This is a genomic window from Methylobacterium radiodurans, from assembly GCF_003173735.1.
Taxonomy (GTDB): Bacteria; Pseudomonadota; Alphaproteobacteria; order Rhizobiales; family Beijerinckiaceae; genus Methylobacterium; species Methylobacterium radiodurans.
This window is the reverse complement of sequence record NZ_CP029551.1, coordinates 4,507,333-4,529,937: the sequence shown is the minus strand read 5'-3', so window position 1 is coordinate 4,529,937 and position 22,605 is coordinate 4,507,333. Positions and strand designations below refer to the sequence as shown.

The 22,605-nt window shown below is 68.5% G+C and carries 25 protein-coding genes and 3 pseudogenes; 12 read left to right on the top strand and 16 right to left on the bottom strand.

Annotated elements, in window-relative coordinates; translation table 11 throughout:
- Positions 1-166 precede the first annotated feature (166 nt).
- The 5 genes from DK427_RS21245 to DK427_RS21225 all read left to right on the top strand — a co-directional run bounded on the left by DK427_RS21245 (position 167) and on the right by DK427_RS21225 (position 2,520).
- The gene (locus tag DK427_RS21245; RefSeq protein ID WP_109953109.1) at positions 167-610 is read left to right on the top strand and encodes a hypothetical protein; all 444 of its coding nucleotides are present in this window, start codon (positions 167-169) and stop codon (positions 608-610) included.
- Positions 611-683: 73 nt separating this feature from the next.
- Positions 684-1,061: a glycosyl hydrolase gene (locus DK427_RS21240; protein ID WP_109953108.1), complete on the top strand. Its 378-nt coding sequence runs from the start codon at positions 684-686 to the stop codon at positions 1,059-1,061.
- A gap of 7 nt (positions 1,062-1,068) precedes the next feature.
- A complete protein-coding gene (locus DK427_RS21235; protein WP_109953107.1) occupies positions 1,069-1,509 on the top strand; it encodes a hypothetical protein in 441 nt (146 codons plus the stop codon).
- Positions 1,510-1,611: 102 nt separating this feature from the next.
- Positions 1,612-1,860: a hypothetical protein gene (locus tag DK427_RS21230; RefSeq protein WP_162559628.1), complete on the top strand. Its 249-nt coding sequence runs from the start codon at positions 1,612-1,614 to the stop codon at positions 1,858-1,860.
- Positions 1,861-1,935: 75 nt separating this feature from the next.
- Positions 1,936-2,520, top strand: a complete 585-nt coding sequence (locus tag DK427_RS21225) for a phospholipase A2 family protein (protein WP_109953105.1) — start codon at positions 1,936-1,938, stop codon at positions 2,518-2,520.
- Between the two features lie 67 nt (positions 2,521-2,587).
- On the opposite strand, the gene DK427_RS21220 is transcribed toward DK427_RS21225, so the two are convergent.
- Complete coding sequence (locus tag DK427_RS21220; RefSeq protein ID WP_425452486.1) at positions 2,588-3,277, bottom strand: sigma-70 family RNA polymerase sigma factor; 690 nt, start codon at positions 3,275-3,277, stop codon at positions 2,588-2,590.
- A 1,026-nt stretch (positions 3,278-4,303) separates the two neighbouring features.
- The gene (gene arsH, locus DK427_RS21215) at positions 4,304-5,050 is read right to left on the bottom strand and encodes an arsenical resistance protein ArsH (protein ID WP_109953104.1); all 747 of its coding nucleotides are present in this window, start codon (positions 5,048-5,050) and stop codon (positions 4,304-4,306) included.
- A 61-nt stretch (positions 5,051-5,111) separates the two neighbouring features.
- On the opposite strand from arsH, the gene DK427_RS21210 reads away from it, so the two are divergent.
- The 3 genes and pseudogenes from DK427_RS21210 to DK427_RS27230 all read left to right on the top strand — a co-directional run.
- Positions 5,112-5,471 carry an ArsR/SmtB family transcription factor gene (locus DK427_RS21210; RefSeq protein WP_109953103.1) on the top strand — a complete coding sequence of 120 codons (360 nt, stop codon included), beginning with the start codon at positions 5,112-5,114 and terminating at the stop codon, positions 5,469-5,471.
- Positions 5,464-5,684, top strand: a pseudogene (locus DK427_RS27235) (arsenate-mycothiol transferase ArsC); the annotation flags it as partial. The gene DK427_RS21210 and the pseudogene DK427_RS27235, both read left to right, overlap by 8 nt.
- A 72-nt stretch (positions 5,685-5,756) precedes the next feature.
- Positions 5,757-6,231, top strand: a pseudogene (locus DK427_RS27230) (integrase core domain-containing protein); the annotation flags it as partial.
- A 323-nt stretch (positions 6,232-6,554) separates the two neighbouring features.
- Here DK427_RS27230 and DK427_RS21200 read toward each other — a convergent pair.
- The 5 genes from DK427_RS21200 to DK427_RS21180 form a co-directional block, all read right to left on the bottom strand.
- Positions 6,555-8,246, bottom strand: coding sequence for a methyl-accepting chemotaxis protein (locus tag DK427_RS21200; RefSeq protein ID WP_109953102.1), 1,692 nt, complete (start codon positions 8,244-8,246; stop codon positions 6,555-6,557).
- A 194-nt stretch (positions 8,247-8,440) separates the two neighbouring features.
- Entirely contained in the window at positions 8,441-9,073 is a 633-nt protein-coding gene (locus DK427_RS21195; RefSeq protein WP_162559870.1) for a TlpA disulfide reductase family protein, read from the bottom strand.
- A complete protein-coding gene (locus DK427_RS21190) occupies positions 9,060-9,551 on the bottom strand; it encodes a DsrE family protein (protein WP_109953100.1) in 492 nt (163 codons plus the stop codon). Before DK427_RS21190 ends, DK427_RS21195 begins: the two co-directional genes overlap by 14 nt.
- Positions 9,552-9,613: 62 nt before the next feature.
- Complete coding sequence (locus tag DK427_RS21185) at positions 9,614-10,015, bottom strand: DoxX family protein (RefSeq protein ID WP_109953099.1); 402 nt, start codon at positions 10,013-10,015, stop codon at positions 9,614-9,616.
- Positions 10,016-10,065: 50 nt separating this feature from the next.
- Positions 10,066-10,683, bottom strand: coding sequence for an FMN-dependent NADH-azoreductase (locus DK427_RS21180; RefSeq protein WP_109953098.1), 618 nt, complete (start codon positions 10,681-10,683; stop codon positions 10,066-10,068).
- An 88-nt stretch (positions 10,684-10,771) separates the two neighbouring features.
- Here DK427_RS21180 and DK427_RS21175 point away from each other — a divergent pair, with 88 nt between their 5' ends.
- On the top strand, positions 10,772-11,164 hold the full coding sequence (locus tag DK427_RS21175) for a winged helix-turn-helix transcriptional regulator (RefSeq protein WP_109953097.1): 393 nt from the start codon (positions 10,772-10,774) through the stop codon (positions 11,162-11,164).
- A 15-nt stretch (positions 11,165-11,179) separates the two neighbouring features.
- Here the strand turns inward: DK427_RS21175 and DK427_RS21170 are convergent.
- The 4 genes and pseudogenes from DK427_RS21170 to DK427_RS21155 form a co-directional block, all read right to left on the bottom strand.
- Positions 11,180-11,269 (bottom strand): annotated as a pseudogene (locus DK427_RS21170) (IS5-like element ISMra2 family transposase); the annotation flags it as partial.
- A 274-nt stretch (positions 11,270-11,543) separates the two neighbouring features.
- The gene (locus DK427_RS21165) at positions 11,544-11,909 is read right to left on the bottom strand and encodes a c-type cytochrome (protein ID WP_109953096.1); all 366 of its coding nucleotides are present in this window, start codon (positions 11,907-11,909) and stop codon (positions 11,544-11,546) included.
- 349 nt (positions 11,910-12,258) lie between these two features.
- On the bottom strand, positions 12,259-12,738 hold the full coding sequence (locus DK427_RS21160; RefSeq protein WP_109953095.1) for a DUF1036 domain-containing protein: 480 nt from the start codon (positions 12,736-12,738) through the stop codon (positions 12,259-12,261).
- Positions 12,704-14,011: a glycerate kinase type-2 family protein gene (locus DK427_RS21155; protein WP_109953094.1), complete on the bottom strand. Its 1,308-nt coding sequence runs from the start codon at positions 14,009-14,011 to the stop codon at positions 12,704-12,706. Before DK427_RS21155 ends, DK427_RS21160 begins: the two co-directional genes overlap by 35 nt.
- 196 nt (positions 14,012-14,207) lie before the next feature.
- On the opposite strand from DK427_RS21155, the gene DK427_RS21150 reads away from it, so the two are divergent.
- The 3 genes from DK427_RS21150 (at position 14,208) to DK427_RS21140 (ending at position 15,820) form a co-directional block, all read left to right on the top strand.
- Entirely contained in the window at positions 14,208-14,978 is a 771-nt protein-coding gene (locus tag DK427_RS21150; RefSeq protein WP_109953093.1) for an N-formylglutamate amidohydrolase, read from the top strand.
- 55 nt (positions 14,979-15,033) lie between these two features.
- Positions 15,034-15,375: a DUF1244 domain-containing protein gene (locus DK427_RS21145; protein WP_245930665.1), complete on the top strand. Its 342-nt coding sequence runs from the start codon at positions 15,034-15,036 to the stop codon at positions 15,373-15,375.
- Positions 15,376-15,541: 166 nt separating this feature from the next.
- Positions 15,542-15,820 (top strand): DUF2312 domain-containing protein, encoded by a 279-nt coding sequence (locus tag DK427_RS21140; RefSeq protein ID WP_109953092.1) that lies wholly within the window; start codon positions 15,542-15,544, stop codon positions 15,818-15,820.
- A 360-nt stretch (positions 15,821-16,180) separates the two neighbouring features.
- Here DK427_RS21140 and DK427_RS21135 read toward each other — a convergent pair whose 3' ends face one another.
- Genes DK427_RS21135 through kdpB form a run of 5 tightly spaced genes read right to left on the bottom strand, consistent with a single transcriptional unit; the run spans position 16,181 to position 22,601 of the window.
- On the bottom strand, positions 16,181-16,378 hold the full coding sequence (locus DK427_RS21135) for a hypothetical protein (protein WP_109953091.1): 198 nt from the start codon (positions 16,376-16,378) through the stop codon (positions 16,181-16,183).
- A gap of 31 nt (positions 16,379-16,409) precedes the next feature.
- Positions 16,410-17,156, bottom strand: a complete 747-nt coding sequence (locus tag DK427_RS21130; protein ID WP_109953090.1) for a response regulator — start codon at positions 17,154-17,156, stop codon at positions 16,410-16,412.
- Positions 17,153-19,870, bottom strand: a complete 2,718-nt coding sequence (locus DK427_RS21125; protein ID WP_109953089.1) for a sensor histidine kinase — start codon at positions 19,868-19,870, stop codon at positions 17,153-17,155. The genes DK427_RS21130 and DK427_RS21125 overlap by 4 nt, the downstream gene beginning before the upstream one ends.
- Positions 19,871-19,879: 9 nt before the next feature.
- The gene (locus DK427_RS21120; protein ID WP_109953088.1) at positions 19,880-20,485 is read right to left on the bottom strand and encodes a K(+)-transporting ATPase subunit C; all 606 of its coding nucleotides are present in this window, start codon (positions 20,483-20,485) and stop codon (positions 19,880-19,882) included.
- A gap of 25 nt (positions 20,486-20,510) precedes the next feature.
- Positions 20,511-22,601, bottom strand: coding sequence for a potassium-transporting ATPase subunit KdpB (kdpB, locus tag DK427_RS21115; protein WP_109953087.1), 2,091 nt, complete (start codon positions 22,599-22,601; stop codon positions 20,511-20,513).
- Positions 22,602-22,605: the final 4 nt, after the last annotated feature.

Here is a 22,605-nt window from a genome sequence, read left to right as displayed (position 1 = left end):
CCGGAGGCGCACACGCCTCGCGGCTGTATCTTTATTGGCCTTCTTTGCTTCGTAAATGTATTCGGGCGGCACCGTATTCTGCCTATTTATCCCGCAGACTGCCGGAACGGTTTGCAAACGACGCTCGTTTCTGGCCCCGTACGAACCACAATTTGAGGTCTTCAACATGCTGAAGCACGTTCGCGTCGCAGCTCTTGCGACCACCTTCATCGTCGGCGGCGCGGCCATGGCGCTCGCGCAGTCCTCTTCGACTGTCGGCACGGGCGGGTCCTCCGCGGGCGGCGGCACCAGCTCCTCCACCGTCGGCACGGGCGGATCCTCGTCGGGCTCGGGCACCGGCTCGGGTTCGTCCTCGACGCTGGGCACCGGCGGCTCGTCGGCCGGCGGCGGGACCAGCTCGTCCACCGTGGGCACGGGAGGCTCGTCCGCCGGTTCCGGCTCGGGCTCGTCCTCGTCGATGGGCACCGGAGGCTCCTCGGCCGGCAAGGGCACGAGCTCCTCGTCGATGGGCACGGGCGGCTCGTCGTCCGGGATGTCCGGCAGCGCCCCCGGGCGTGACCGGAGCGGCCCCGGCAATTCCGAGAATGCACCGGGCCACAACAAGCGCTGAGCCCCCGGCGGGTGAAAGCATCGGGCGCGGTCCGGGCGGGTCGCGCCCTCCTTGTTCCTGAGGAGAGCGGACCATGCCTCGCCTGATCATGCCGCTTCTCGGCGGCGCCATCCTCATCGTCGGGTCGGTTGCGGGCCACGCACAGACCAGCACGGTCACGACCGGCTCGAACGGCGTCTCCGGTAGCACGACCGTCACGACCGGCCCGAACGGCAAGCCGTGCAAGGTCGTGCATTCCGACGACGCGAAGAGCACCGGCACGCTGTCGAGTTCCGTTACGGCGGGACCGAACGGCGTCAGCAGCTCGACCACGGGCGGTCCTTCGGTGACGACGAGGGCCGGCAGCGGATCGACCAGCAGCTCCGCGTCCAGCTCCAGTTCCGGCGGCACCACCATGACCACCACCGGGGACGGCGATTGCGTCGTCACCGTACCCAAGGACAGGAAGTGAGGCTGACATGACGATACGCTTCATCGCCCCTCTCGCCGCCTTCGGGCTCCTTGTCGTCCCGGCAGCCGCGCTGGCCCAGGCCGGGGGAAGCGCTACCGGGGGTACCGCGGGCTCGGCCGCGGCCGGGGGCACCTCGGCCTCGACCGCGGGCAGCGGCGGCACGTCGACTGGTGAGCACGGATCTACGGGCTCGTCGCTAGCCACCGGGGGCAGCGCGGCGGGCGGCAAGACTATGGACCGCTCGCACGTCAACGAGACCGGCAACGGCGGGCTGAACGGTCAGTCGAAGGCGATGGCCCACGACGGCGGCACCTTCTCGAAGTCGCAGACAAAGACGAAGGTCCGGGACGGCGAGAGCGTCGAGTCCCGCACGAAGGCGATGTCGCACGAACCTGGCTCGAAGCCGGTGAAATCGACCACCACGACCGGCTCTACGACGGGTCAGTGACGACTTCTCAGACTTCGTGACGCCCGTGTCCCGGCGGTCCGATCCGCCGAGGCACGTGTTGGAACGGGACGGCGCCAGCCCTTCGGGGCTGCCGTGGTCACGGTGGCTAACACCATCGGCGACGTGAGCATCCCACATGCCACCCGTTTCGTGGCGCACGACACCCTGCACCTGACATCGTCGAGCGATGCGCGCGCCAGCAGGGCCGATGCCATCTTCAACACCGTTCTGGCCGTCCTCGCCGTGCTGGCGGCCCTGCTTGTCCGGGCTTTCCCGAAGCTCAGCCTTTCGCCGCATCGCCTCCTACGAAGGATCATGCGGCGCCGCCCCACGGCCGCCGCTTCCCCGTAACAGCGGCAGGACGCATCCCGGAACGGTAAAGCCGAGCCTCGAGTTTTAGGCGGACGCCGATCCGGGAGGGCATCCTTGAAACCACCTCTTCTCGCAGTGCTGGGGCTGCTGCTCGTGGCCTACCCCTACGCTTGCGTCGCGCAGGCCGTCCAGGAAGTCCCGCCCGCTTCCGTCGAGGTGGACGAGCCTCGACCCGGGCCGCCGCCTCCATTGCCGGATGTCTCGGATCCGAACGGCCGGGCCGGCGAGGCCCTGAACGAGCCAGGTGAGCGCTCAGGCATCCCGAAGGCCCTGCGCGCCTCAGGCTCCAGGGCGGGCGGGCCGGCCAACGACCTCAATCCGAGCGGCCAGATCGAGGCGTCGGCGCCGCCGAAGGGCAACCTCGGTCGGGTCGTCGCAGGGACGGAGCTATTCCACGGGAACTACTGCGGGAAGGGGCAGCGGGGCGAGGGCCTGACGCCGACCGACGACCTCGACGCCGCCTGCATGCGTCACGACGCCTGCTACGACACGGCCGGGTATAGCTCGTGCGCCTGCGACACGGCCCTGAAGCGGGAAGCGTCCGTCGTCTCGGATAGCCCGAGCGTTTCGCTCGAAGTCAGGCGTCGAGCGCTCAGCGTCATCGAGGCGGCGACCGCGATGGAGTGCCGCGCGCCTTGACCGCGGCCGGCTGACAAGCGCAGCGAACCAGCCGGCCCGGTCCGCGGTCGGGGATGGAAGCGGTGTTTCAGAGCCCCGCAAAACCGAGCGAGGAGGCGTCCTGCGCGAGGCTCGCGACGAGGAAGCTGCGTGCTCGACTGATCCGGCTCTTCACCGTGCCGACCTGACATCCGAGTTGGGCAGCCGCCTCCTCGTAGGTGAAGCCCTCCGCGCCGACGAGCAGAAGGGCTTGGCGCTGCGGGAGCGGCAGCGTCCCGATCAGGTTCATCACTGAGCCGAGCGCCACGACATGCTCCTGATCGGGCGCCGCCGTGAGCCCCGCCGCATGCGTGCTCTCGGCGTCCTCGACCTCGCGCCGCGCCTTGCGCATCTCGCTGTAGAACTGGTTGCGCAGGATGGTGAAGGTCCAGGCGGTGAAGTTGGTGCCGGGGATGAACCGCTCCCGGTTCGCCCAAGCTCGGACCAACGTTTCCTGCACGAGGTCGTCGGCGCGCGCCGCGCTCGCGCAGAGGGACATGGCGAAGGTCCGCAGCGCCGGCAACGCACGGATCAGCTCGTCGCGGAAGCCGGTGGCGAGCCGCTCGCCGGCCGCGGCCAGGGCAGCGTCGATCCGGTCGAGAAGAATGGTCAGCCGATCGGGAAGGGGCGTCTGCCCCGAGAGCATGAAGTAGTCCTGCAGGGCGCCGGAGAGGTGGCAGGGGATGTCGGTGACCCCGCATCCCGGACGGCTTCGGTGGTCGTCCGGCTTGGCGGGCACGCGGTATCGTTCTTGGTCGAGGGCCAGCTCGGGGAAAACGGCAAAGATAACCTAATGGCCTCCTGTTTCGATGGCGATCGAAAAGGGGTCGCACGAGGAAGGTAGACGCAGCCGCGGTCGTGCTCATAGCATTGGCGCAGGAAACCCGCCTTGAAGCGTTCCGCACGCTGCTGAGGCAGTTGCCCGGCGGCATGGCCGCAGGCCGGCGGCTGCGCGCCCTCGACGCTGACCCTCCACATGCAAAACCTTGCCGGCGCTGGCCCCGTCCGCTCGTACCGACAGGCGCAGTCGGTCGTTTGCACTGCGGTACCCGAGACGGTGGCAGGAATGACTGCCTTCCTGACGCGCGAGTGTTGCCGGGAACGGCCTGAGCGATGCGGGCTTGCGACCGGCGAGCGGGAAATCGAGGTTGACGGCCGCTGCACAGCATTGACGAAGAACGATAGATTGTTTTCCCGCTCGATAGCAAATTTCTCTCAATCTTACCTGCTAGGATAGCTCAAATCGAAATCGATTTTGGGAAGTCGTAGGCGCGCGCAGTCGCGGCGCTCAACTCGACAAGGATAACGGTCGCATGGCCCGAGAAGGCGGCGAGCTTGGAGTGAGATAAGCCCACTCTCCGGCGGGCGTCCCGGTACGCCGTCGGATTAATCACGAACCCGGACCACTCCTATCCAGGGATAGCATGAGGTCAGCGTTTTAGCGTTCAAGCTATTACGGCGATTGGAGACACGCCCTTGGTCGATAAATTGCAATCTCCTGTTGCCATCACCGTAAGAGGGCTCGTCGGCATGAGGCTGATAGAGGGGGGCGATACCATCGACGTACTCTTCACCGCAGCCGATGGCCGATGATTGCCGTGCTCATCCCGCGAGCTGTTTTCTCCAGACTGCAAGCGGGAGCTTCAGAAGCTCCGGTACCCGTTGATGGTCCTGAGCGCCGCTCCTGACCAACAGCAGCTCAGCTGCCACAAACCGACATTCGTCTTCGGTCAATCGAGCGTCCGCCTGCGGGGCGAGAGCGGATCTATCGCTTCACGAACCCGATGTCGGCAGCGACTGCCTTGAGCCGGTCGGGTTGGCGCTCCTTCCGCTCGGAGTAGCGGTCGACGAGGTGGTCGGCCCGCCCCCGGGTCAGCAGGGTGAACTTCACCAGTTCCTCGCAGACGTCCACGACCCGGTCGTACAGTGGGCCCGGCTTCATGCGGCCGGCGTCGTCGAACTCCTTGTAAGCCATCGGCACCGAGGACTGGTTCGGGATGGTGATCATCCGCATCCAGCGCCCCAGCAGCCGCAGGCTGTTCACGGCATTGAAGCTCTGCGATCCGCCCGAGACCTGCATCACCGCGAGCGTGCGCCCCTGCGTCGGCCGCACCGAACCCTCGCTCAGCGGCAGCCAGTCGACCTGGCTCTTCATGACGCCGGTCAAGTTGCCGTGCCGCTCCGGGCTGACCCAAACCTGCCCCTCCGACCAGATCGAGAGTTGCCGAAGCTCCTGCACCTTCGGGTGGTCGGCCGTCGCGTCGTCGGGCAGCGGCAGGCCGTGGGCGTGGAAGATTCTGACCTCGCCGCCCATCGCCTCCAGGAGCCGGGCCGCCTCGTAGGCCAGGAACCGGCTGAACGAGCGCTCTCGCAGCGAACCGTAGAGGATCAGGAAGCGCGGCGCGTGGGAGAGCGCCGCCGTCACCTGTAGCTGCTCGACGATCGGCACCTCGAAGTGCGCCTCGGAGAGGTTCGGGATCCCATCGGCGAACGGCTGCTGGGGCTTGTCCAAGACGTCCTCTTCCTCTACGCTTCAACAAAATTTGATATGTTGTAATGATAGTGGACAATTGATGGACGAACGGCAAGCCCTCGCGGCGTTCGCGGCCCTCGGCCAGGAGCACCGGCTCCGGATCGTGCGCGCCCTCGTCACCGCCGGTCCGGACGGCCTTGCCGCGGGGGCGCTGGCGATCGAGGTCGGGGTCGCGAGCACCAATCTGTCCTTCCACCTGAAAGAACTCTCGCACGCCGGCCTGATCGCCTCCCGCCGCGAGGGCAAGTCGATCATCTACAGCGCCGCCTACGCCGGCCTATCCGATCTGATCGCCTTTTTGATGCGCGACTGCTGCCAAGGCCGGCCCGAGGTCTGCGCCCCGGCCGTCGCCGCCCTGTCCGCTTGCGTTTGCCCTGCCGGGGAAGCTCCCCATGCCTGAGCGGGTCTACAACGTCCTGTTCCTGTGCGCCGGGAACTCGGCCCGCTCGATCCTGGGCGAGTCCATGCTCAACGAGGATGGGGCGAGTCGCTTCTCGCCTTCTTGGCCGGCAGCCAGCCGAAGGGCGAGCCCCATCCGAGGACGCTTCAGACCCTGCGCCAGAGCGACTACCCGACCGAGGGGCTGCGCGCGAAATCTTGGGACGAATTCGCTGTTTGATCTCAGGGTTTGATGGTGCACTCACCACGCCCGAGTGAAGGGACGGGCTATGGGCCGGGTTCTTCAGGGCAGCGCCACATCGATCTGGCCGAGGTTCGCACGGCCCAAGGGCGGCTCGACCTGCTCGTCGCCATCTCGTCGAGGCCGTGCCCGACCAGAGGCACACGGTGCTCACCCGGCAACCTTGCCTCGGCCGCCCCATCGTCAAGGAGGCCATCGCAGCCGGTGAGACCTTCCGAGCCGACAGCTTCGAGCTTGCCTGCGCCCGCAATGGTATCGACCATCGTCTGACCAAGCCGCGCCATCCCTGGACGAAGCGGTCAGGTCGAACGAATGAACCGCACGATTCAAGCACGCGACCGTCAAACGCGACCACGACGTCAGCCACGCGCAACGTCGTGCTCACCTGGCCGACCGCGTCAGCGCCTACAACTTCGCCCGCCGCCTGAAGACCCTGCGCCGCCTCACCCCGTTCGAAGCTCTCTGCAGAGCATCGTCCGTCGAGCAACGTTTCTCCAGGTCGAACCCATCCCACGAAATGCTGGAACTAAAGATCATGCTCTTGGAGAAACGGCATCGTGCGATAGGAATGCCCCTTTGGAGTTTGACCGGACTGGGTCGCTTAGAGCCGTTCCCGATCGCGTTGCAATCGGGAACGGCTCTAAGTCGTTGCTTTGACGCGCTCTCTTGCGCCGAACCGGCATCCACTTCGGCGGAGAGCGCTCTAGATCGCGACCACGATCTAAGCGACCGGCTCGTTGCTCTCCATGATTTGAGCCTCAGCGCTCGCGACCCTGCGATATGTCCCCGAAAAGGCCCGCCGCGGCTATGAGCCGAGCGGGCCGAAATGCGCAGGCTGTGTGATCAAGCCGCCTTCACGCCAGCCAAGAAGGTGGAGACCTCGCGGGTGAGGCCTTCCGAGTGCCGGGCAAGCTCCTGCGCCGCGCTCAGCACCTGCGAGGCTGCCGCGCTCGTCTGGCCGGCGCCCGCCTGCACCGATCCGATGTTGCGGGTCACCAACTCCGTGCCTTGCGCCGCCTGCTGCACGTTGCGCGTGATCTCCTGGGTTGCCGCCCCCTGCTCCTCCATGGCCGCCGCGATGCTCGCCGCGTAGGTGGACATCTCGCCGATCACCCGGCTGATCTGCTGGATGTCGGCGACCGCCTCCTGCGTCGCCGCCTGGATCTCCGCGATGCGCTCACCGATCTCGCCCGTCGCCCGGGAGGTCTGACCCGCCAACTCCTTCACCTCCGTGGCGACAACCGCAAAGCCGCGCCCCGCCTCTCCGGCACGCGCCGCCTCGATGGTGGCGTTCAGCGCGAGCAGATTGGTCTGACCCGCGATCTGCGAGATCAGCGACACCGCTGTGGTGATGCGCTCGGCCGTGCCAGCAAGTCTCTGCACCGTCGCGTCGGTCTGCCGCGCCGTATCCACGGCGCGGCCGGCGATCTGCGCCGACTGGCTGACCTGCTGCACGATCTCCGTCACCGACGCCGACATCTCCTCGCTGGCGGCGGCCACGGTCTGCACGTTGGCCGAGGTTTGCTGAGCCGCACCGGCTACGGTCACGCTCTGCTGACTCGTCTCGTGGGCAGTCGCGGTCATGGAGCGAGCAGTCGCTTCCATCTCAGTGGCGGCGCCGGCCAGCCCTTGCGTCAGCACCGAAACGCTCCGCTCGAAGCTTTTGGTGAGGTCATCGAGCAAGTTGGCACGCCGCATCTTGGCTTGGTTCTCGGCCTCTTGCGCCGCAGCCATCGCGCGCGCCTGGATGGCATTGTTCTTAAATACCTGAAGCGAGCGGGCCAGCGAGCCGACCTCATCCCTCCGTTCGGTGCCGCTGACCGCCACCTCAAGATCACCGGCAGCCAAGCGGCTCATCGCGCCTTCCATGGCGTTCAGAGGACGCGTCACGCCGAAAACCACAATGCCCGCGAGCAGGATGACGGCGATCAGGAGACCGCAGATGGCGGTGATCACCAGGGTCTGCGTGGCAGAGGCAGCGATTTCTGACGCCTTTTGCTTGGCAATGCTGAGATCCCGCAAGTTCGTCTCAACCCGCTTTCCCACAACTTCGACCAACTTCCTGCGGGCGTCGCGGCTTGCGTTGTTCGAGATCTTGGCAGCAGCTTCGTTCTCGTTCTTCAGCCCTAAGGCTATCACCCTGTCGATTGCGGCGAAGTAGTCGCCCATCAAGCGTTTGATGCCCTCGTTTGTAGACCTGCGCTCAGGCGTGTCGGCCAGTGCGATCAGCCGCTCGATGGCGGCGTACGCCTTCTGGCGCTCCTCCTTGTACTCGTTCGCTTGCACCTTCATGCGCGCATCATCCGTCTCGATGATGATATTCTTTTCCTTGATCGCAGCCTCATCGACAGCGTTCGACATCTGAAGGGCAAGAACTGCGCGCGCAGCGCTGACGTCCACGATCTGCTGTGTGTTATGATCGAGTGTTTGCAGGTTAGAACGCGCCAGGAAGACCATTCCCGCCGCAACAGAAACAATCAGCAGCGTCGGAATTGCAATTTTTGATACCAGATTGAGGTTGCTGAACAACTTCATGACGGCCCACCATGGGACTCAAACATAGATCCGAGCGCTGCCCCCAAGCGCGACGGTGCCACCATCTCGTCATACGAACGTAAACCAGGACTTCACTTTGCGTTGCTCTCGCAAGTTAACTGTTAGTTTTTCTGCCGCGCAGCCTCGTCTGGGATTAGGACCCGGCGCACCGGCCGAACCGGTCAAGGAGGAGCCTAACCCGACCGGCTCGGCATCGCGTGGAACGGCGCCGGTGGAGCCTGAGCGGCCAGGACGTCGAGGAACGCCAAGCTGTCCGGTTTCAGCCAGTCGAAGCCGCCGGCGATGTAGCCCCGCACGCGCGCGGCTCGGTCGACGGCGAAGGTCAGCGGCATCGACCAGCTTTGGAACGGCGAGGCCGTTCCGTCGGGCTGGCCCGCCCGCAGGGTCGCTGCCGCAGGGTCGTGGAGCACCCGTAGCCCGCCGGCCCCGTGCCGCTGCAGGTAGGTGGAGATCACGACCGTCGATACGGTGTCGATGCTGACGGCGACGACGCCAACGCCGCGGGCCGCAATCGCGGCCTGCTCCCGCGCGAGCCGCGGCAGCTCGACCGGGCAGGACGGACACCAAGTCGCCCACACGTACAGGCGCATCGCCTCGCGCTTCGCAGCCGCGAGGGTGGCCGTGCGGCCGGCGAGATCGCGAAGCCGGAGAGGCTGCATCGACGGCTGCGGCTCGAAGTGCACGAACTGCTTCCGCTGGCCCCTGAGGAGCGGCAGCGCGGCGGTCGGCGATGAGAGGGTGATCGTAGACAGGGCGCCCGCGGCGAAGGCCCGACGTGTCAACCGCCCCGCGTCAGGGTTTGACATAGGCATAGCCCTCCTCCTGGAGTTCCACCACCCGCACGAGGCCAACGGTCACGACACCGATCCCTTCGAGGAGGGGGACGGTCCACGCCTCATTGGTTTCCATGATCGTCCGGGTGAGGCCGCAAGCGGTCAGAACCAGGTCCGGGTAGGTGCTGCGCATGTACTGCAGCATCGGACCGACCGGCGTCGTATCGGACCGCATCATGTGAACGCCGCCGCCATTGGCGACGATCTCGATGCGCGCCGTCTCGCCGCGGCTCCGGTAATGCTTGAGGGCGTTGTCGGCGGTTCCGAGGGCCCGCTGCATCGTGGGCTGATCGTTGCTGCTGACGTGGTAGACGATGCGGTGGTGACGTGCCGGTGCTGCGGCGGCGCGGGTCGGCGAGGCCGTCGGTGCGGCAGCCCACATCCCGGCCGAGAGGCAGGCCATGATCCCCAGGATGGCCCGTCCACCAGGCCATCGATGTCGGTCGAACATGATCTCGCTTCTCCGGTCCGGCGCATGTCGGCGTAGCCGGCGGCTGCTACGCCGACCGCCGGTCAGCGGCCGCGGTTCGCGACCGCGGCGATCTGGTTACGACGCAGCAGAGCCAGCAGGGCGCAGAGGAGCAGCAGGAACACGGCGGGCGCCGCTGGCGTCGGCAGGACCGTCAGGTGGGCCAGCACCGCACCGACCATCGTGCAACCGAGCAACAACGCGGCGAGGCCGGCATAGGTGGGGATCAGCAGCGCGATTGCGCCCGCAACCTCGATGAGCCCCGTGACGATGCGGAACCACTGCCCGACGCCGACGAGGTCGAAGACCTGAACCATCATCGGGATGCCCGCGAGCTTGGCGCCGCCGGCGGCCAGGAACACGAGCGCGAGCACGATCTGCAGGGACCAGGCGAGGATGGTCATGCCGCGCGACGGGGCGGCGGGGGTGGCGAGGGTCTGAGACATGGGAGAAGACCGTTCCGGAGTGGAGCTGGAGGAGGATGGGTTGGCGGGGTTCAGGCGGCGAGCTGCTGCACGGCGGCGCGGGCCGAGGTCAGGGCCTGCGCCTTGTTGTGCTCGCCCGCGGCGAGGCCCTCGGCCACGACGAACTCCGGCGCGGTGATACCGACGAAAGCCAGCGCCGAGCGCAGGTAGCTCTCGGCATGCTCGGCCGAGACGGCGCCCGTCTCAGGTCCGTAGAAGCCGCCGCGCGCCACCGCCACGATGACCCGCTTACCGCCGGTGAGGCCTTCCGCCCCATTCGCACCGTACCGGAAGGTCTTGCCGGGTACGAGGATGCGGTCGATCCAGCTCTTGAGCTGGGACGGGATCGTGAAGTTGTACATCGGTGCGCCGATCACGACGATGTCGGCGGCGAGAAACTCCTCCAGCACCCGGTCGCTCTCCGCGCGGGCGGCCTGCCCCGCGGAGTCGAGAGGACCGGCCATGGCGGAGGCCGGATGGGCGCTGGGCAGGGTGGCCGGCGTGAGGTGCGGCAGGTCGCCGGCCGACAGGTCGCGGTAGGTGACCTCGGACCCCGCTCCCGTGGTCAGGCGTCCGACGATCAGCGCCGTGAGTTCCCGCGAGACGGAATTCGCCCCGAGAATGCTCGTGTCGATGTGCAGGAGTTTCATCGTGGTACCGGGTTCCTATTCGTTACCCGGTTATGATATTCGACCTAAAAGGCCCCGCAAGACGGCACAAGAAGGATACCAAGGTTACATGAGTGATACCAAGCCCGTCGATGCCCATTCACCGGAGTGCATGAAAGTATCTCAAGTGCTTTCTCGCCTCGGCGACAAGTGGAGCGTGCTTGTCATCATGATGTTGCGCGAGCGCTCGCAGCGTTTCAGCGAACTCAAGCGCGGGATCGAGGACATCTCGCAGCGGATGCTGACCTTGACGCTGCGCAACTTGGAGCGCGACGGCCTCGTCAGCCGGACGGTCACGCCATCGATCCCGCCGCGCGTGGATTACGAGTTGACCCCGCTCGGCCTATCGCTGGCCGAACCCGTCCAGGCGCTCGGCATGTGGGTGTTCCGGAACATCGGTGAATTGAGCGCGGCTCAGGCACGCTACGATGCCCGAGAGCGAGACCACACCTCTGCGGCCTAGGACGTCTCTGCAGACTCACGTGAGCCAAAGCATGGTCATGCCGAGAGTGACCGTGGCGAAGTCGTTGGTCGCCCGCTTCTCGTAGCGGGTGGCGATGCGGCGCCACTACCGTGCGTCGGCGAATCCAAAGCGTCGCATCCAGCCCACATGGGCACTCTCCCCGCCCAAGCGAACCCATTGCAGTGATGCCCTGGGTGCGCTTCCCGATCGCGGGGCAATCAGGGAGGGCACTCAGTCATTGTTTTGACGCGCTCCCTTCCGCCGAACCGGCACCCAATTCGGCGGAGAGCGCTCCAGTACGTGCTCCCGAATCAGGACAAACTGAGCCGAGAAATCAAAACCCGGTCACGCGGCCGGGTGCCGTTACGCGGCGCCCGGCTCAGCTCTTCGTCTTCAAATACGCGATCACGTCGTTGATCTTCTTGTCGTCCGGGTAGCCTTGGAAGATCATCTTGGTCCCGGGCACCTTAGCCTTCGGATTCTTCAGCCACTCGTGCAGGTTGGCCTCGTCCCAGGTCAGGCCCGAGTTCTTCAGGGCGGCCGAGTAGGTGTAGCCCTCATAGGTGCCCGCCTTGCGGCCGACGACGCCCTTCAGGTCCGGTCCGACGCCGTTCTTCTCGAAGTTGTGGCAGGCCTTGCAGGGCGCGAACGCCTTCTCGCCGGCCGCCGCGTCGCCGGCCTCCTGGGCGTGGGCCGATAGCGGCAGAATCAGCAGCAGGGCGGCGCCGAGCATGTGAGAGCGCATAGGGTTCCTCCGATATTCTGACAGACAGACCGAAGATACGGCGCAGTCTTTCGCCGGAAAGTCTTTCCCCTGTTCGTGCTCACGCCTTCGTGTTCGCACGATGGACCGTGATGCACGCGCAAACCGCAAGAGAAAGCCTGCCGATCGCTAAGACCAACAGGCTCCAAGTTTGCGTCACGTGACCTGCATCACGTTGGTTCTTATCTAGGAACCGCGCGAGGACGGACCACCACACAGTTGCGTGAGCGCCGCAGGCTCAGTTCGTGCCGTCACGGGCCCGGAGATGGCACGGCTCGGATGGCGGCACTCCGATTCCGGGCCCGGCAGGTCGTCTGCGGGCCGGCCCTCTTCAGGGTTGCGCCGCCGGCTGGTTCGGATCCGTGAGCTGGATAGTCCAGCTCTTCTGCTCGCCGGTATCGACCTCGAAGAAGCCGTTGCGGTCGTAGCCGCGGGCGAGGCAGTCCTCGACGCCCCGGATGGTGAATTCCGAGTCGCGGGTGCACATCAGCGAGCGCCCGCTCCACTCGCCGCCGCGCGTGTAGTCGACCGCGAACACGTAGTAGAAGCGCGCGGCCAGAGAGCCGCGCAGCAGGGTCTCGCAGCCCTTGGGCGCCAGATCCCACCAGCCCTCGGTCACCCAGCCCTGCGGGTCGCGGTAGCCCAGCGCGATTCCGACCTTGCTGGGCGTGAGGTTGCATAGGCGCAGATCCGCCCGCGCGGGGGCGGCGGCGAGCAACGCCACCGCACCTCCGAGCAGGAGGCCCGCCGAACAGCGACGCAGAGGCCCCAAAAGACTAGTCGACCAGGATGATGCGGCAGTCGTTGACATTGGTGCGGGTGGGGCCGGGCCGGACGAGGTCGCCGATGGTCTCGAAGAAGCGGGTCGAGTCGTTGTCGGCGAGCATCGCGGCCGGATCGAGGCCGGCCGCGCGGGCACGCGCCAGCGTCGTCTCGTCCACGAGGCCGCCGGCCGGGTCGGTGGCCTCGCCGCGCCCGCCGTCCGTGCCGTCCGTGTCGGCCGCGATGCCGCGGATGCCGGGCGCGCCGTCGAGCGCGATGGCGAGCGCCAGCGCGTATTCCTGGTTCGGTCCGCCGTGACCCTCGCCCCGGATGGTGACGGTCAGCTCGCCGCCCGAGATCAGCGCCACTTTCCGTCCCTCGGACTTGGCCTTGCGGGCGAGATCGGCGTGCTCGGCCGCGACCTCGCGCGCCTCGCCCTCGAGGTCGGACCCCAGCATCACCGGCTCGTAGCCCGCCTCGCGCGCAGCGGCGGAGGCGGCCTCCAGCGCATCGATCGGCCGGGCGATGATGCGGTACTCGGCCCGCGCGAAGGCTGGGTCGCCCGCCTTAGGGGTCTCGTTGTTCGGATCGTTGAGGAGCCGCACCGCCGCCTCGGGCAGGGGGATGTTGCGGCGCTCGCAGATCGCGCGGGCCTGTTCGAGGGTGGACGGGTCCGGCACGGTCGGGCCCGAGGCGATCACCGCTGGGTCGTCGAAGGGAACGTCGGAGATCGCGAGCGTCAGGATCGAGCGGGCATTGCGGGCGGCGAGCGCGAGGCGCCCGCCCTTGATGCGCGAGAGGTGCTTGCGCACGGTGTTGATCTCGCCGATCGGCGCGCCGGAGCGCAGCAGCGCTCGGGTGATGGCCTGCTTCTCGGTCAGCGTCAGGTCGCCGGCCGGCGCGATCCAGTTGGCGGAGCCCCCGCCGGAGAGGAGCACCAGCACCTCGTCCTCCGGCCCGGCCTCGCTGGCGATACGCAGGGCCTCCTTCGTGGCCGCGATGCCGGCCTCGTCCGGCACCGGGTGGCCGGCCTCGACCATGCGGATGCCTGGGGCCTCCTGCCCGTAGCCGTGGCGCGCGACCGCGAGACCGAGGATGCGCTCCTCCGGCACCCCGTGCTCCTCGCGGTAGAACCGGCTCGCCACAGCCGCCATGCTGCCGCCGGCCTTGCCCGCGCCCAGGATGATCAGCCGCCCCGGCGCCGGCTGCGGCAGGTGCTCCCGCAGACACTTCTCCGGATGGGCCGCCGCGATGCCGGCCGCGAGGAAACGGTCGAGCAGGGTGCGGGCCTGTTGCACGGCCGGATCGGTGGGGGCGGTCATCGCGGGGCTCCTCGCCTGTTCGTCTCTGCCGTGCGGTCTCTTCGTCCCGGGCCTCGATCCCGCGCCTGTCCGCGCGACGGGGCGGGCCCCGTTTCTTGCCGGGGGCGCACGATCCTTGATACGTGCTTGCCCGAGCCCGCGCCGGACGGCAAGGCTCAAGCTTCCCGCATGCCCGCCCGAGGACCCGACCGGCCCCGTGAACACATCCGCCCGTCCCGACAGCGCGCAGCCTCACCCGGTCGAGATCGTCGCCGGGGATCCGGCCCGCGGCCTGATCCTCGCCTGCGACCACGCCTCGAACCACGTGCCGCCCGACATCGCGCTCGGCGTGGCGGAGGCGGAGTTCGGCCGGCACATCGCCTACGACATCGGCGCGGCGGGGGTGACGCGGCGCCTTGCGGCCCTGCTCGGTGCGCCGGCGATCCTCACGAACTTCTCCCGCCTCATCATCGATCCGAACCGGGGCCGCACGGACCCGACCCTGGTGATGCGCCTCTCGGACGGGGCCGTGGTGCCGGGCAACGCCCGCATCGACGCGGCCGGCAAGGCGGCCCGGCTCGCCCGCTTCTACGACCCGTTCGACGTGGCGATCGACGCCGCAGTGGCATCCGCCGAGGCCACGGGCACGGCGCCGATGATCGTGACGATCCACAGTTTCACGCCCTACTGGCGCGGCGTCGCCCGGCCCTGGCAGGTCGGCATCCTGTACGACCGCGACGAGCGCCTGAGCCGTCCGCTGATCGAGGCCCTGAGGGCCGATCCGGCCGGTCTCACGGTCGGCGACAACGAGCCCTACGGCGGCGGACTACCCGGCGACACGATCGACCGCCACGCCACCGCCCGCGGCCTGCGGAACGCGCTGGTCGAGATCCGGCAGGATCTCATCGCCGGCGAGGCGGGCCAGACGGAATGGGCCGAGCGCTTCGCCCGCTGTCTCGGGCCGCTTCTGCCGCCCTGCGCGACTTGACGCCGGGGCGGCTCCTGCCGACCTGAGGCAGGATACCTCTCAGGGGAAGGCCGGCATGAGCGAGATCGATCCGAAAGTGGGCGCCAAGATGGATGCCAAGATGGACGCCAAGACCCAGACCGAACTGGAGGCCGCTGTCTTCCGCCGCCTCGTCAGCCACCTGCGCGGGCGCACCGACGTGCAGAACATCGACCTGATGAACCTCGCGGGCTTCTGCCGGAACTGCCTGTCGAACTGGTTGAAGGACGCGGCCGACGAGCGCGGCGTGCCGCTCTCAAAGGACGAGAGCCGCGAGCACGTCTACGGCATGCCCTACGCCGAGTGGAAAGCGCGCCACCAGACCGAGGCGAGCCCCGAGCAGCGGGCGGCCTTCGCGAAGGCCCCGCCTCAGCATTGAGCACGGCCTCGGGCGGCACCGCCCCGACGGGCCGGCACCGGCTCGCAGAGCCGGCCTCAAGCTTCCGGTAACGTCGCTCGTCTACCACTTGGGCCAGTGCGAGGGTGGGGCGGCCCCGGGCGATCCGTGATCGCGGGCGCGCGCCCGCGCGGTGACGAGGATTTTCATGAACGCACACTCAATGCCCAAGACGGGAGATGTCTCCTCATCGGAAGGCGTCGCAGCTGACGAGCTCAAGCAGTTCATCGAACGCATCGAGCGTTTGGAGGAAGAAAAGGCTGGCATCGCCGCAGATGTGAAAGAGGTCTTCCAGGAATTGCGCGGACGGGGCTTTGACGCAAAGGCGGTTAGGGCGATCCTCAGAATCAGAAAGAAAGACCACGCCGAGCGGCAAGAAGAAGAGGCAATACTTGAGCTTTACATGCAAGCGCTCGGAATGGTCTAAAAAACGCATGGTTTTCTGAGGGCCTGCAATGTCAGGCGGCCTCGCCTCGCTGCTGCGAACGATCTGTCATTCATCGAATGGACAGAGTGTTGGATGGCGAGAGACAGATCAGCTTCCGAGACTGTGTCGTCCGGCAGCTTGCGGCAGACATAGGCGATCGTACCTATGGCTGCCGCAAAAACCCTCATTGGCGGAACGTCAAATTTTCCGATCGGTCGGCACGATTATCGTCCCACCGGTTCGGCCCGATCGTGCGTCCTCAGTCGCCGGCACTTGGCAAGCAAGCCGAGAAGAGGAGTCTTCCCGGATTCGGCGACGCGCCGGAAGGCCGCAGGGGCGCCGGGCAGCCTCGAACCGCCCCTACGGGAGCGCCGCACCGTCGCCGACGCTGGTCGCGCCGAGATCGTCACGTCGCAGGAGGGCGCCGAGGCCGTCGTCGGCGTCGAGACCGAGCGTCAGACTCGACAGGTTGGCCAGCTCCTTCAGAAGGACCTTCTTGATCGGGATGCGCGGGCCGTGGGCCAGGTCGGGCGATGCGAGGAATTCGTCGACGGTCATCGCGCCGGGCGACGACGTTCGGGGATCGATATCAAGGGCTCGTCTCCGTCACGGCCGGCTTGGCGTCGGTTGCCGCACGCAGCTTGAGGTTCGGTTCGTCGTCGGGAGCGCGGAGGCGATAGCCGACGCCGGTCTCGGTGAGAAGGATGCGCGGGCGCTCGGGGTCGGCCTCCAGCTTCTGGCGAAGCTGGCGCACGTAGACGCGCAGGTATTGCGGCTCCGAGGAGACCGAGACCGCGTGCATCAGCTGGGCGTGGGTGAGCACCTTGCCGGCGTGCAGCACCAGAACGCGCAGGAAGTCGTACTCGCGCGGGGTCAGCTTCACCTCGGCGTCGCCGACCTTCACGATGCGGCGGACGAGGTCGACCGATAGGCCGTCGACCCGGAAGACCGGGCGCTCGCCCTGGGCGGCGAGCTGGTGGCGCAGGGCCGCGCGCAGGCGGGCGAGGAGCTCGGCCATGCCGAACGGTTTGGTGACGTAGTCGTCGGCGCCGAGGTCGAGCGCCTCGACCTTGCCGGCCTCGTCATCGCGGCTCGACAGCACGACGATGGGCAGCCCGGGATGGCTCGCCCGGATCGCGCGGAGCAGATCGTGGCCGGGCATGTCGGGCAGGCCGAGGTCGAGGATGACGAGGTCCGGGCTCTCGCGGCCGAGCACCTCCAGGGCGGTGGCGGCGTTCGGGGCCTCCAGGATGGCATAGCCCTGGGTGGCCAGCCCCATGCGCAGCAACTTGCGGATCGGCGGCTCGTCGTCGACGACGAGGATGGTCGGGCTCATGCGGCGATCTCCCTCGGTGCGGTCCGGGCCGGCACCGGCAGGGTCACCGTGAAGGCGGCGCCCGGGCGGTCGCGGCGGTTGCCGGCGCCGACGGTGCCGCCCATCGCCTCGACGAAGCCGCGCGAGATGGCGAGGCCGAGCCCGGTCCCGGCCCGGACCCGGTCGCTCTTGTGCACCCGGTAGAACTTGTCGAACACCCGCTCGACATCCGCCTCCGGGATGCCGTTGCCCTCGTCCAGCACCGCGATGCAAACGGACCGGCCCTCCCGCCGGGCACGCACGGTGACGGTGGAGCCCTCGGGCGCGTACTTGGCGGCGTTGTCGAGCAGGTTGACCAGCACCTGCTCGAACAGGACGGGATCGAGGCGGAGCGTCGGCAGGTCGGGCGCGACATCCACAGCGACCCGGTGGCCGGCCAGGACCGCCTGGGTCCGCCGCAGGGCGGTATCGACGGTCTCGGCCACGTCCTGCAGCGCGAGGTTCGGCGCCACCGCGCCGGCCTCCAGGCGCGTCATGTCGAGCAGGTTCACGATGAAGCGGTTCAGCCGCTCCGATTCCTCGATGATAGTCGCCAGGAGTTCGGCCTTGGCCTCGGGTGTGAGCGCCGCGTCGAGGTCGCGCAGGGTGCTGGCGGCGCCGAGCGCGGAGGCCAGGGGCGTCCTCAGGTCGTGGCTGATCGAGGTCAGCAATGCCCGGGCGAGCCGGTCCGTCTCGGCGGCGCGCTCGGCCCGGTCGAGATCCTCCACGAGCCGCACCCGCTCGATGGCGAGCGCGCCCATATCGGCGAGCGCGTCGAGGAGGCGGCGCCCTTCCGGCGTCAGGATCGGGCCGCTGCCGTCCGCGTCGAGGCCGATCACCCCGATGGTGCCGCGCCCGGTGCGCATCGGCAGGAACAGGCGCCGGGCGCCGGGCAGGGTGTCGGCGCCGCGGCCGGCCGGGCGTTCGTTGTCGAAGGCCCATTGCGCGGCGGCGAGGTCGGCCTCGTCCAGCATGTCCTCGGGCGGGTAGCCGGCGCGCACGGTGACGGCCTTGCCGTCGGGCAGGAGCAGGACGACCCGGACCTTCAGCATGGCGGCGACCTGGGCGGAGGTGGCCCAGAGCACGTCGTCGAGGGTGCCGCAGCCGGCGAGCTTGCGTGAGAAGCCGAACAGGCGCTCCGTGGACCTTGCGCGGGCCTGGCTGACCACCCCCGTCAGGCGGGCGCGGGCGGCGAGGTTCGAGACCAGCACGGCGACCAGGGTGAACAGCAGAAAGGCCGCGACATTGGTCGGATCGGCGATGGTGAAGGTGTAGACCGGCGGCAGGAAGAAGAAATTGTAGGCGAGCGAGGCCAGCACCACCGCGGCGAGCGAGGGGCCGAGGCCGAGGCGGACCGCCACCGCCACGACGGCGGTCAGAAGCACGAGGTCGGCGTTCTCGACGCCCGCATAGGGTTCGAGGAGCAGGGCGAGGCCGAGCCCGGCGCCCGTCATGAGCGCGGCCAGCCCGTAGGCGCGCGCGTCGAAGGCCGGTCCGGGAGCGACGGTCGCCACGGCGCGCCGCGGCTGTCCGTCCGCCGGGGCCGCCTCGCCGGGCACCACGTGGACGCCGATGGTGCCGCTGCGGCGGACGAGGTCGTGCACCACCGAGCCGTTGACGAGTTCGAACCACCAGGACCGCGTCGCCTTGCCGACGACGATGTGGTTCACGTTGGCCGAGCGCGCGTAGGCTAGGATGTCGTCGGCGATGCGCCGGCCTCCCGGCAGGGTCACGGCGTCGCCGCCGAGCCGGTCGGCGAGCCGCAGGGCCTCCGCGATCCGGTCGCGCTGGGCCTCGGTGAGGGAGGCCGTGCGCGGACCCTCGACCACCAGCGCGGTCCAGGGGGCGTGCAGGCGGTCGGCGAGCCGCTTGGCGTAGCGCACGAGCCCGGCTGAGCGCGGATCCTCGCTCACGCAGACGAGCACCCGTTCCCCGGCGGCCCAGGGCCCGGCTATGGCGTTCGCCCGCATGTGGCTGAGGAGCTCGTCGTCCACCCGGTCGGCGGTGCGGCGCAGGGCCAGTTCGCGCAAAGCCGTGAGGTTGCCGCGGGAGAAGTAGTGCTTCAGAGCCCGCTCGGCGTTGGCCGGCACGTAGACTTTGCCGGCCTTCAGGCGCTCGATCAGGTCGTCCGGGTTGAGATCGACCACCTCGATGTCGTCGGCCCGATCGAGGACTCCATCCGGCACGGTCTCGCGCACCCGGATGCGGGTGATGGCGGCGACGACGTCGTTCAGGCTCTCGACGTGCTGGATGTTGAGGGTGGTGAGGACGTTGATGCCGGCATCGAGCAGTTCCTCCACGTCCTGGTAGCGCTTCGGATGGCGCGAGCCCGGTGCGTTGGTGTGGGCGAGCTCGTCCACCAGGGCGAGCCCGGGCCGGCGGGCAAGCAGCGCGTCGAGGTCCATCTCCTCCAGCACGGTGCCGTGATAGGGCACCCGGCGACGCGGAATGACCTCCAAGCCTTCGAGCAGCGCCTCGGTCTCGGCCCGGCCGTGGGTCTCGACCACGCCGACCACCATGTCGGCACCGGCCTTCAGCCGGGCGCGCCCGATGGTGAGCATCTCGTAGGTCTTGCCGACGCCGGCCGCGGCCCCGAGGAAGACCTTGAGCCGGCCGCGCGTCCGCTCCTCCCGGCGCGCCGCCTGGAGCAGAGCGTCGGGCGAGGGACGGTCAGGGTCGCGGCCGGTCTCGGGCATGCTCGCTCCTCAGTGCTTGGCGAGGTCGTCCAGGGCAAGGTTGAGCGCCAGCACGTTGACGCGGGGCTCGCCCAGCAGGCCCACGGTGCGCCCCTCGACATTCGCCGTCACGAGGTCGCGCAGCCTGTCCTCGGGCAGGTTGCGGGCCTTGGCAACGCGCGGGACCTGGAACAGGGCGGCGTCGGGCGAGATGTCGGGATCGAGGCCCGAGCCGCTCGCGGTGACGAGATCGACCGGCACCGGCGCGTTCGGGTTCTCCGCCTTCAGCGCATCGAGACCGCCTTTGACCCGCTCGGCCAGCGCCGCGCTCGTCGGCCCGAGGTTGGAGCCCATGGAGTTCGCCGCGTTGTAGGGCGCCGGCACCGTCCTCGTGGCGTCGGCCGGGTCGGCGGCGGTCGTCGCCGAGGGCCGGCCGTGGAAATAGCCGGCGCCGGTGAAGCTCTGGCCGATGAGGCTGGAGCCGACGACCCTGCCGTCGCGCAGGATCAGGCTGCCGGCAGCCTTGGCGGGGAAGACGGCGCCCGCGATGCCGGTCACGGCCAGCGGGTAGGCGAGACCCGTGGCCGCCGTCAGCGCGACGAGCAGGACGAGGGCGGGACGAAGCTGGTTCAGCATGGATCGAGTCTCCGAGGCCCGGGTCTCAGGCGAGGTGGAGGGCGGTGACGGCCATGTCGATGGCCTTGATGGCTACGAACGGCACCAGGACGCCGCCGAGGCCGTAGACGAGCAGGTTGCGGCGCAGCAGCGAGGCCGCCCCGACCGCCTGGTAGGTCACGCCCTTGAGGGCCAGCGGGATCAGCGCGACGATGATCAGTGCGTTGAAGATGATGGCCGACAGGATCGCGCTCTGCGGCGAGGACAGCCCCATCACGTTGAGCGCCTGCAGTTGCGGGTAGAGCGCGATGAACATCGCCGGGATGATGGCGAAGTACTTCGCCACGTCGTTGGCGATGGAGAATGTGGTCAGCGCCCCGCGCGTCATCAGCAGCTGCTTGCCGATGCCGACAATCTCGATGAGCTTGGTCGGGTCGCTGTCGAGGTCGACCATGTTGCCGGCCTCGCGGGCAGCGACCGTGCCGGTGTTCATGGCGACGCCCACATCGGCCTGAGCGAGCGCGGGCGCATCGTTGGTGCCGTCGCCGCACATGGCCACCAGCTTGCCCTGAGCCTGCTCCTTGCGGATGAGCGCCAGCTTGTCCTCCGGGGTTGCCTGGGCCAGGAAATCATCCACCCCGGCCTCGGCGGCGATGGCGGCCGCCGTCATCGGGTTGTCGCCGGTGATCATGACCGTGCGGATGCCCATCCGGCGCAGTTCCGCGAAGCGCTCGGCGATGCCGCCCTTCACGATGTCCTTCAGGGTGACCACGCCGAGCAGGCGCCCATTCTTCGCCACAGCGAGCGGCGTGCCGCCGGCCGTGGCAATCTCCTCGGCGATGGCGCGGATCTCGCCCACCACCTCGGTCTCGGCGGCCGGGTGGTAGGCGAGCGCCGCGCTGGAGCCGCGGCTGGCCATCGGCTGCCCGGAGACCGCGGCAATGACCGCGTCGACCGCGCCCTTGCGGATGGACGAGCCGTCGAGATCGACGCCCGACATGCGCGACTGCGCGGTGAAGGGCACGAAGGAGGCGTTCAGCCCCGCCATGTCGCGCGCGCGGATGCCGTAGGTCTCCTTGGCGAGCACCACGATGGAGCGCCCTTCCGGCGTCTCGTCGGCGAGCGAGGCGAGCTGGGCCGCATCGGCGAGTTCCTGCTCGGTGACGCCGCGGACCGGCTGGAACGCGATCGCCTGCCGGTTGCCGAGCGTGATCGTGCCGGTCTTGTCGAGGAGCAGCGTGTCGACGTCGCCGGCCGCCTCCACGGCGCGGCCCGACATGGCCAGCACGTTGAAGCGGACCAGACGGTCCATGCCGGCGATGCCGATGGCCGAGAGCAGCGCGCCGATGGTGGTGGGGATCAGCGTCACGAAGAGGGCGACCAGCACGATGACCGGGATGGAGCCGCCGGCGTAGCGCGCAAAGCTCGGGATGGTCGCCACCGCGAAGACGAACACGATGGTGAGGCCCGCGAGCAGGATGTTCAGCGCGATCTCGTTGGGGGTCTTCCGGCGCGACGCGCCCTCCACGAGGGCGATCATGCGGTCGACGAAGGTCGCGCCGGCGGCCGCCGTGATGCGGACCTTGATCGCGTCGGAGAGTACCTGGGTGCCGCCGGTCACGGCCGAGCGGTCGCCGCCCGACTCGCGGATGACGGGCGCGGATTCGCCCGTGATCGCCGCCTCGTTGACCGAGGCCACGCCCGCGATAACCTCGCCGTCGGAGGGGATCAGGTCGCCGGCTTCTACCAGGACGATGTCGCCGACCTTGAGGCTCGTGCCCGGCACCGTATCGTAGGCGTAGCCCTGGCCGCCGAGGCGCTTGGCCGTCATCTCGGTGCGGGTGCGGCGCAGGGAATCGGCCTGGGCCTTGCCGCGGCCCTCCGCCAGCGCCTCCGCGAAGTTGGCGAACAGCAGCGTGAACCAGAGCCAGAGGATGATCTGGCCGGAGAAGAGCAGGTCGGTGCCGCCGGTCACGAGGTCGCGGAGGAACAGCACGGTCGTCAGGGCGGCCACGACCTCGACCACGAACATGACCGGGTTGCGGATCATGGCGCGGGGGTCGAGCTTCCGCACGGAGCCCACGAGCGCGGGCACGATCAGGGCTGCGCTGAGGCGCGATGAGGTCTTGCGGGACATGGGG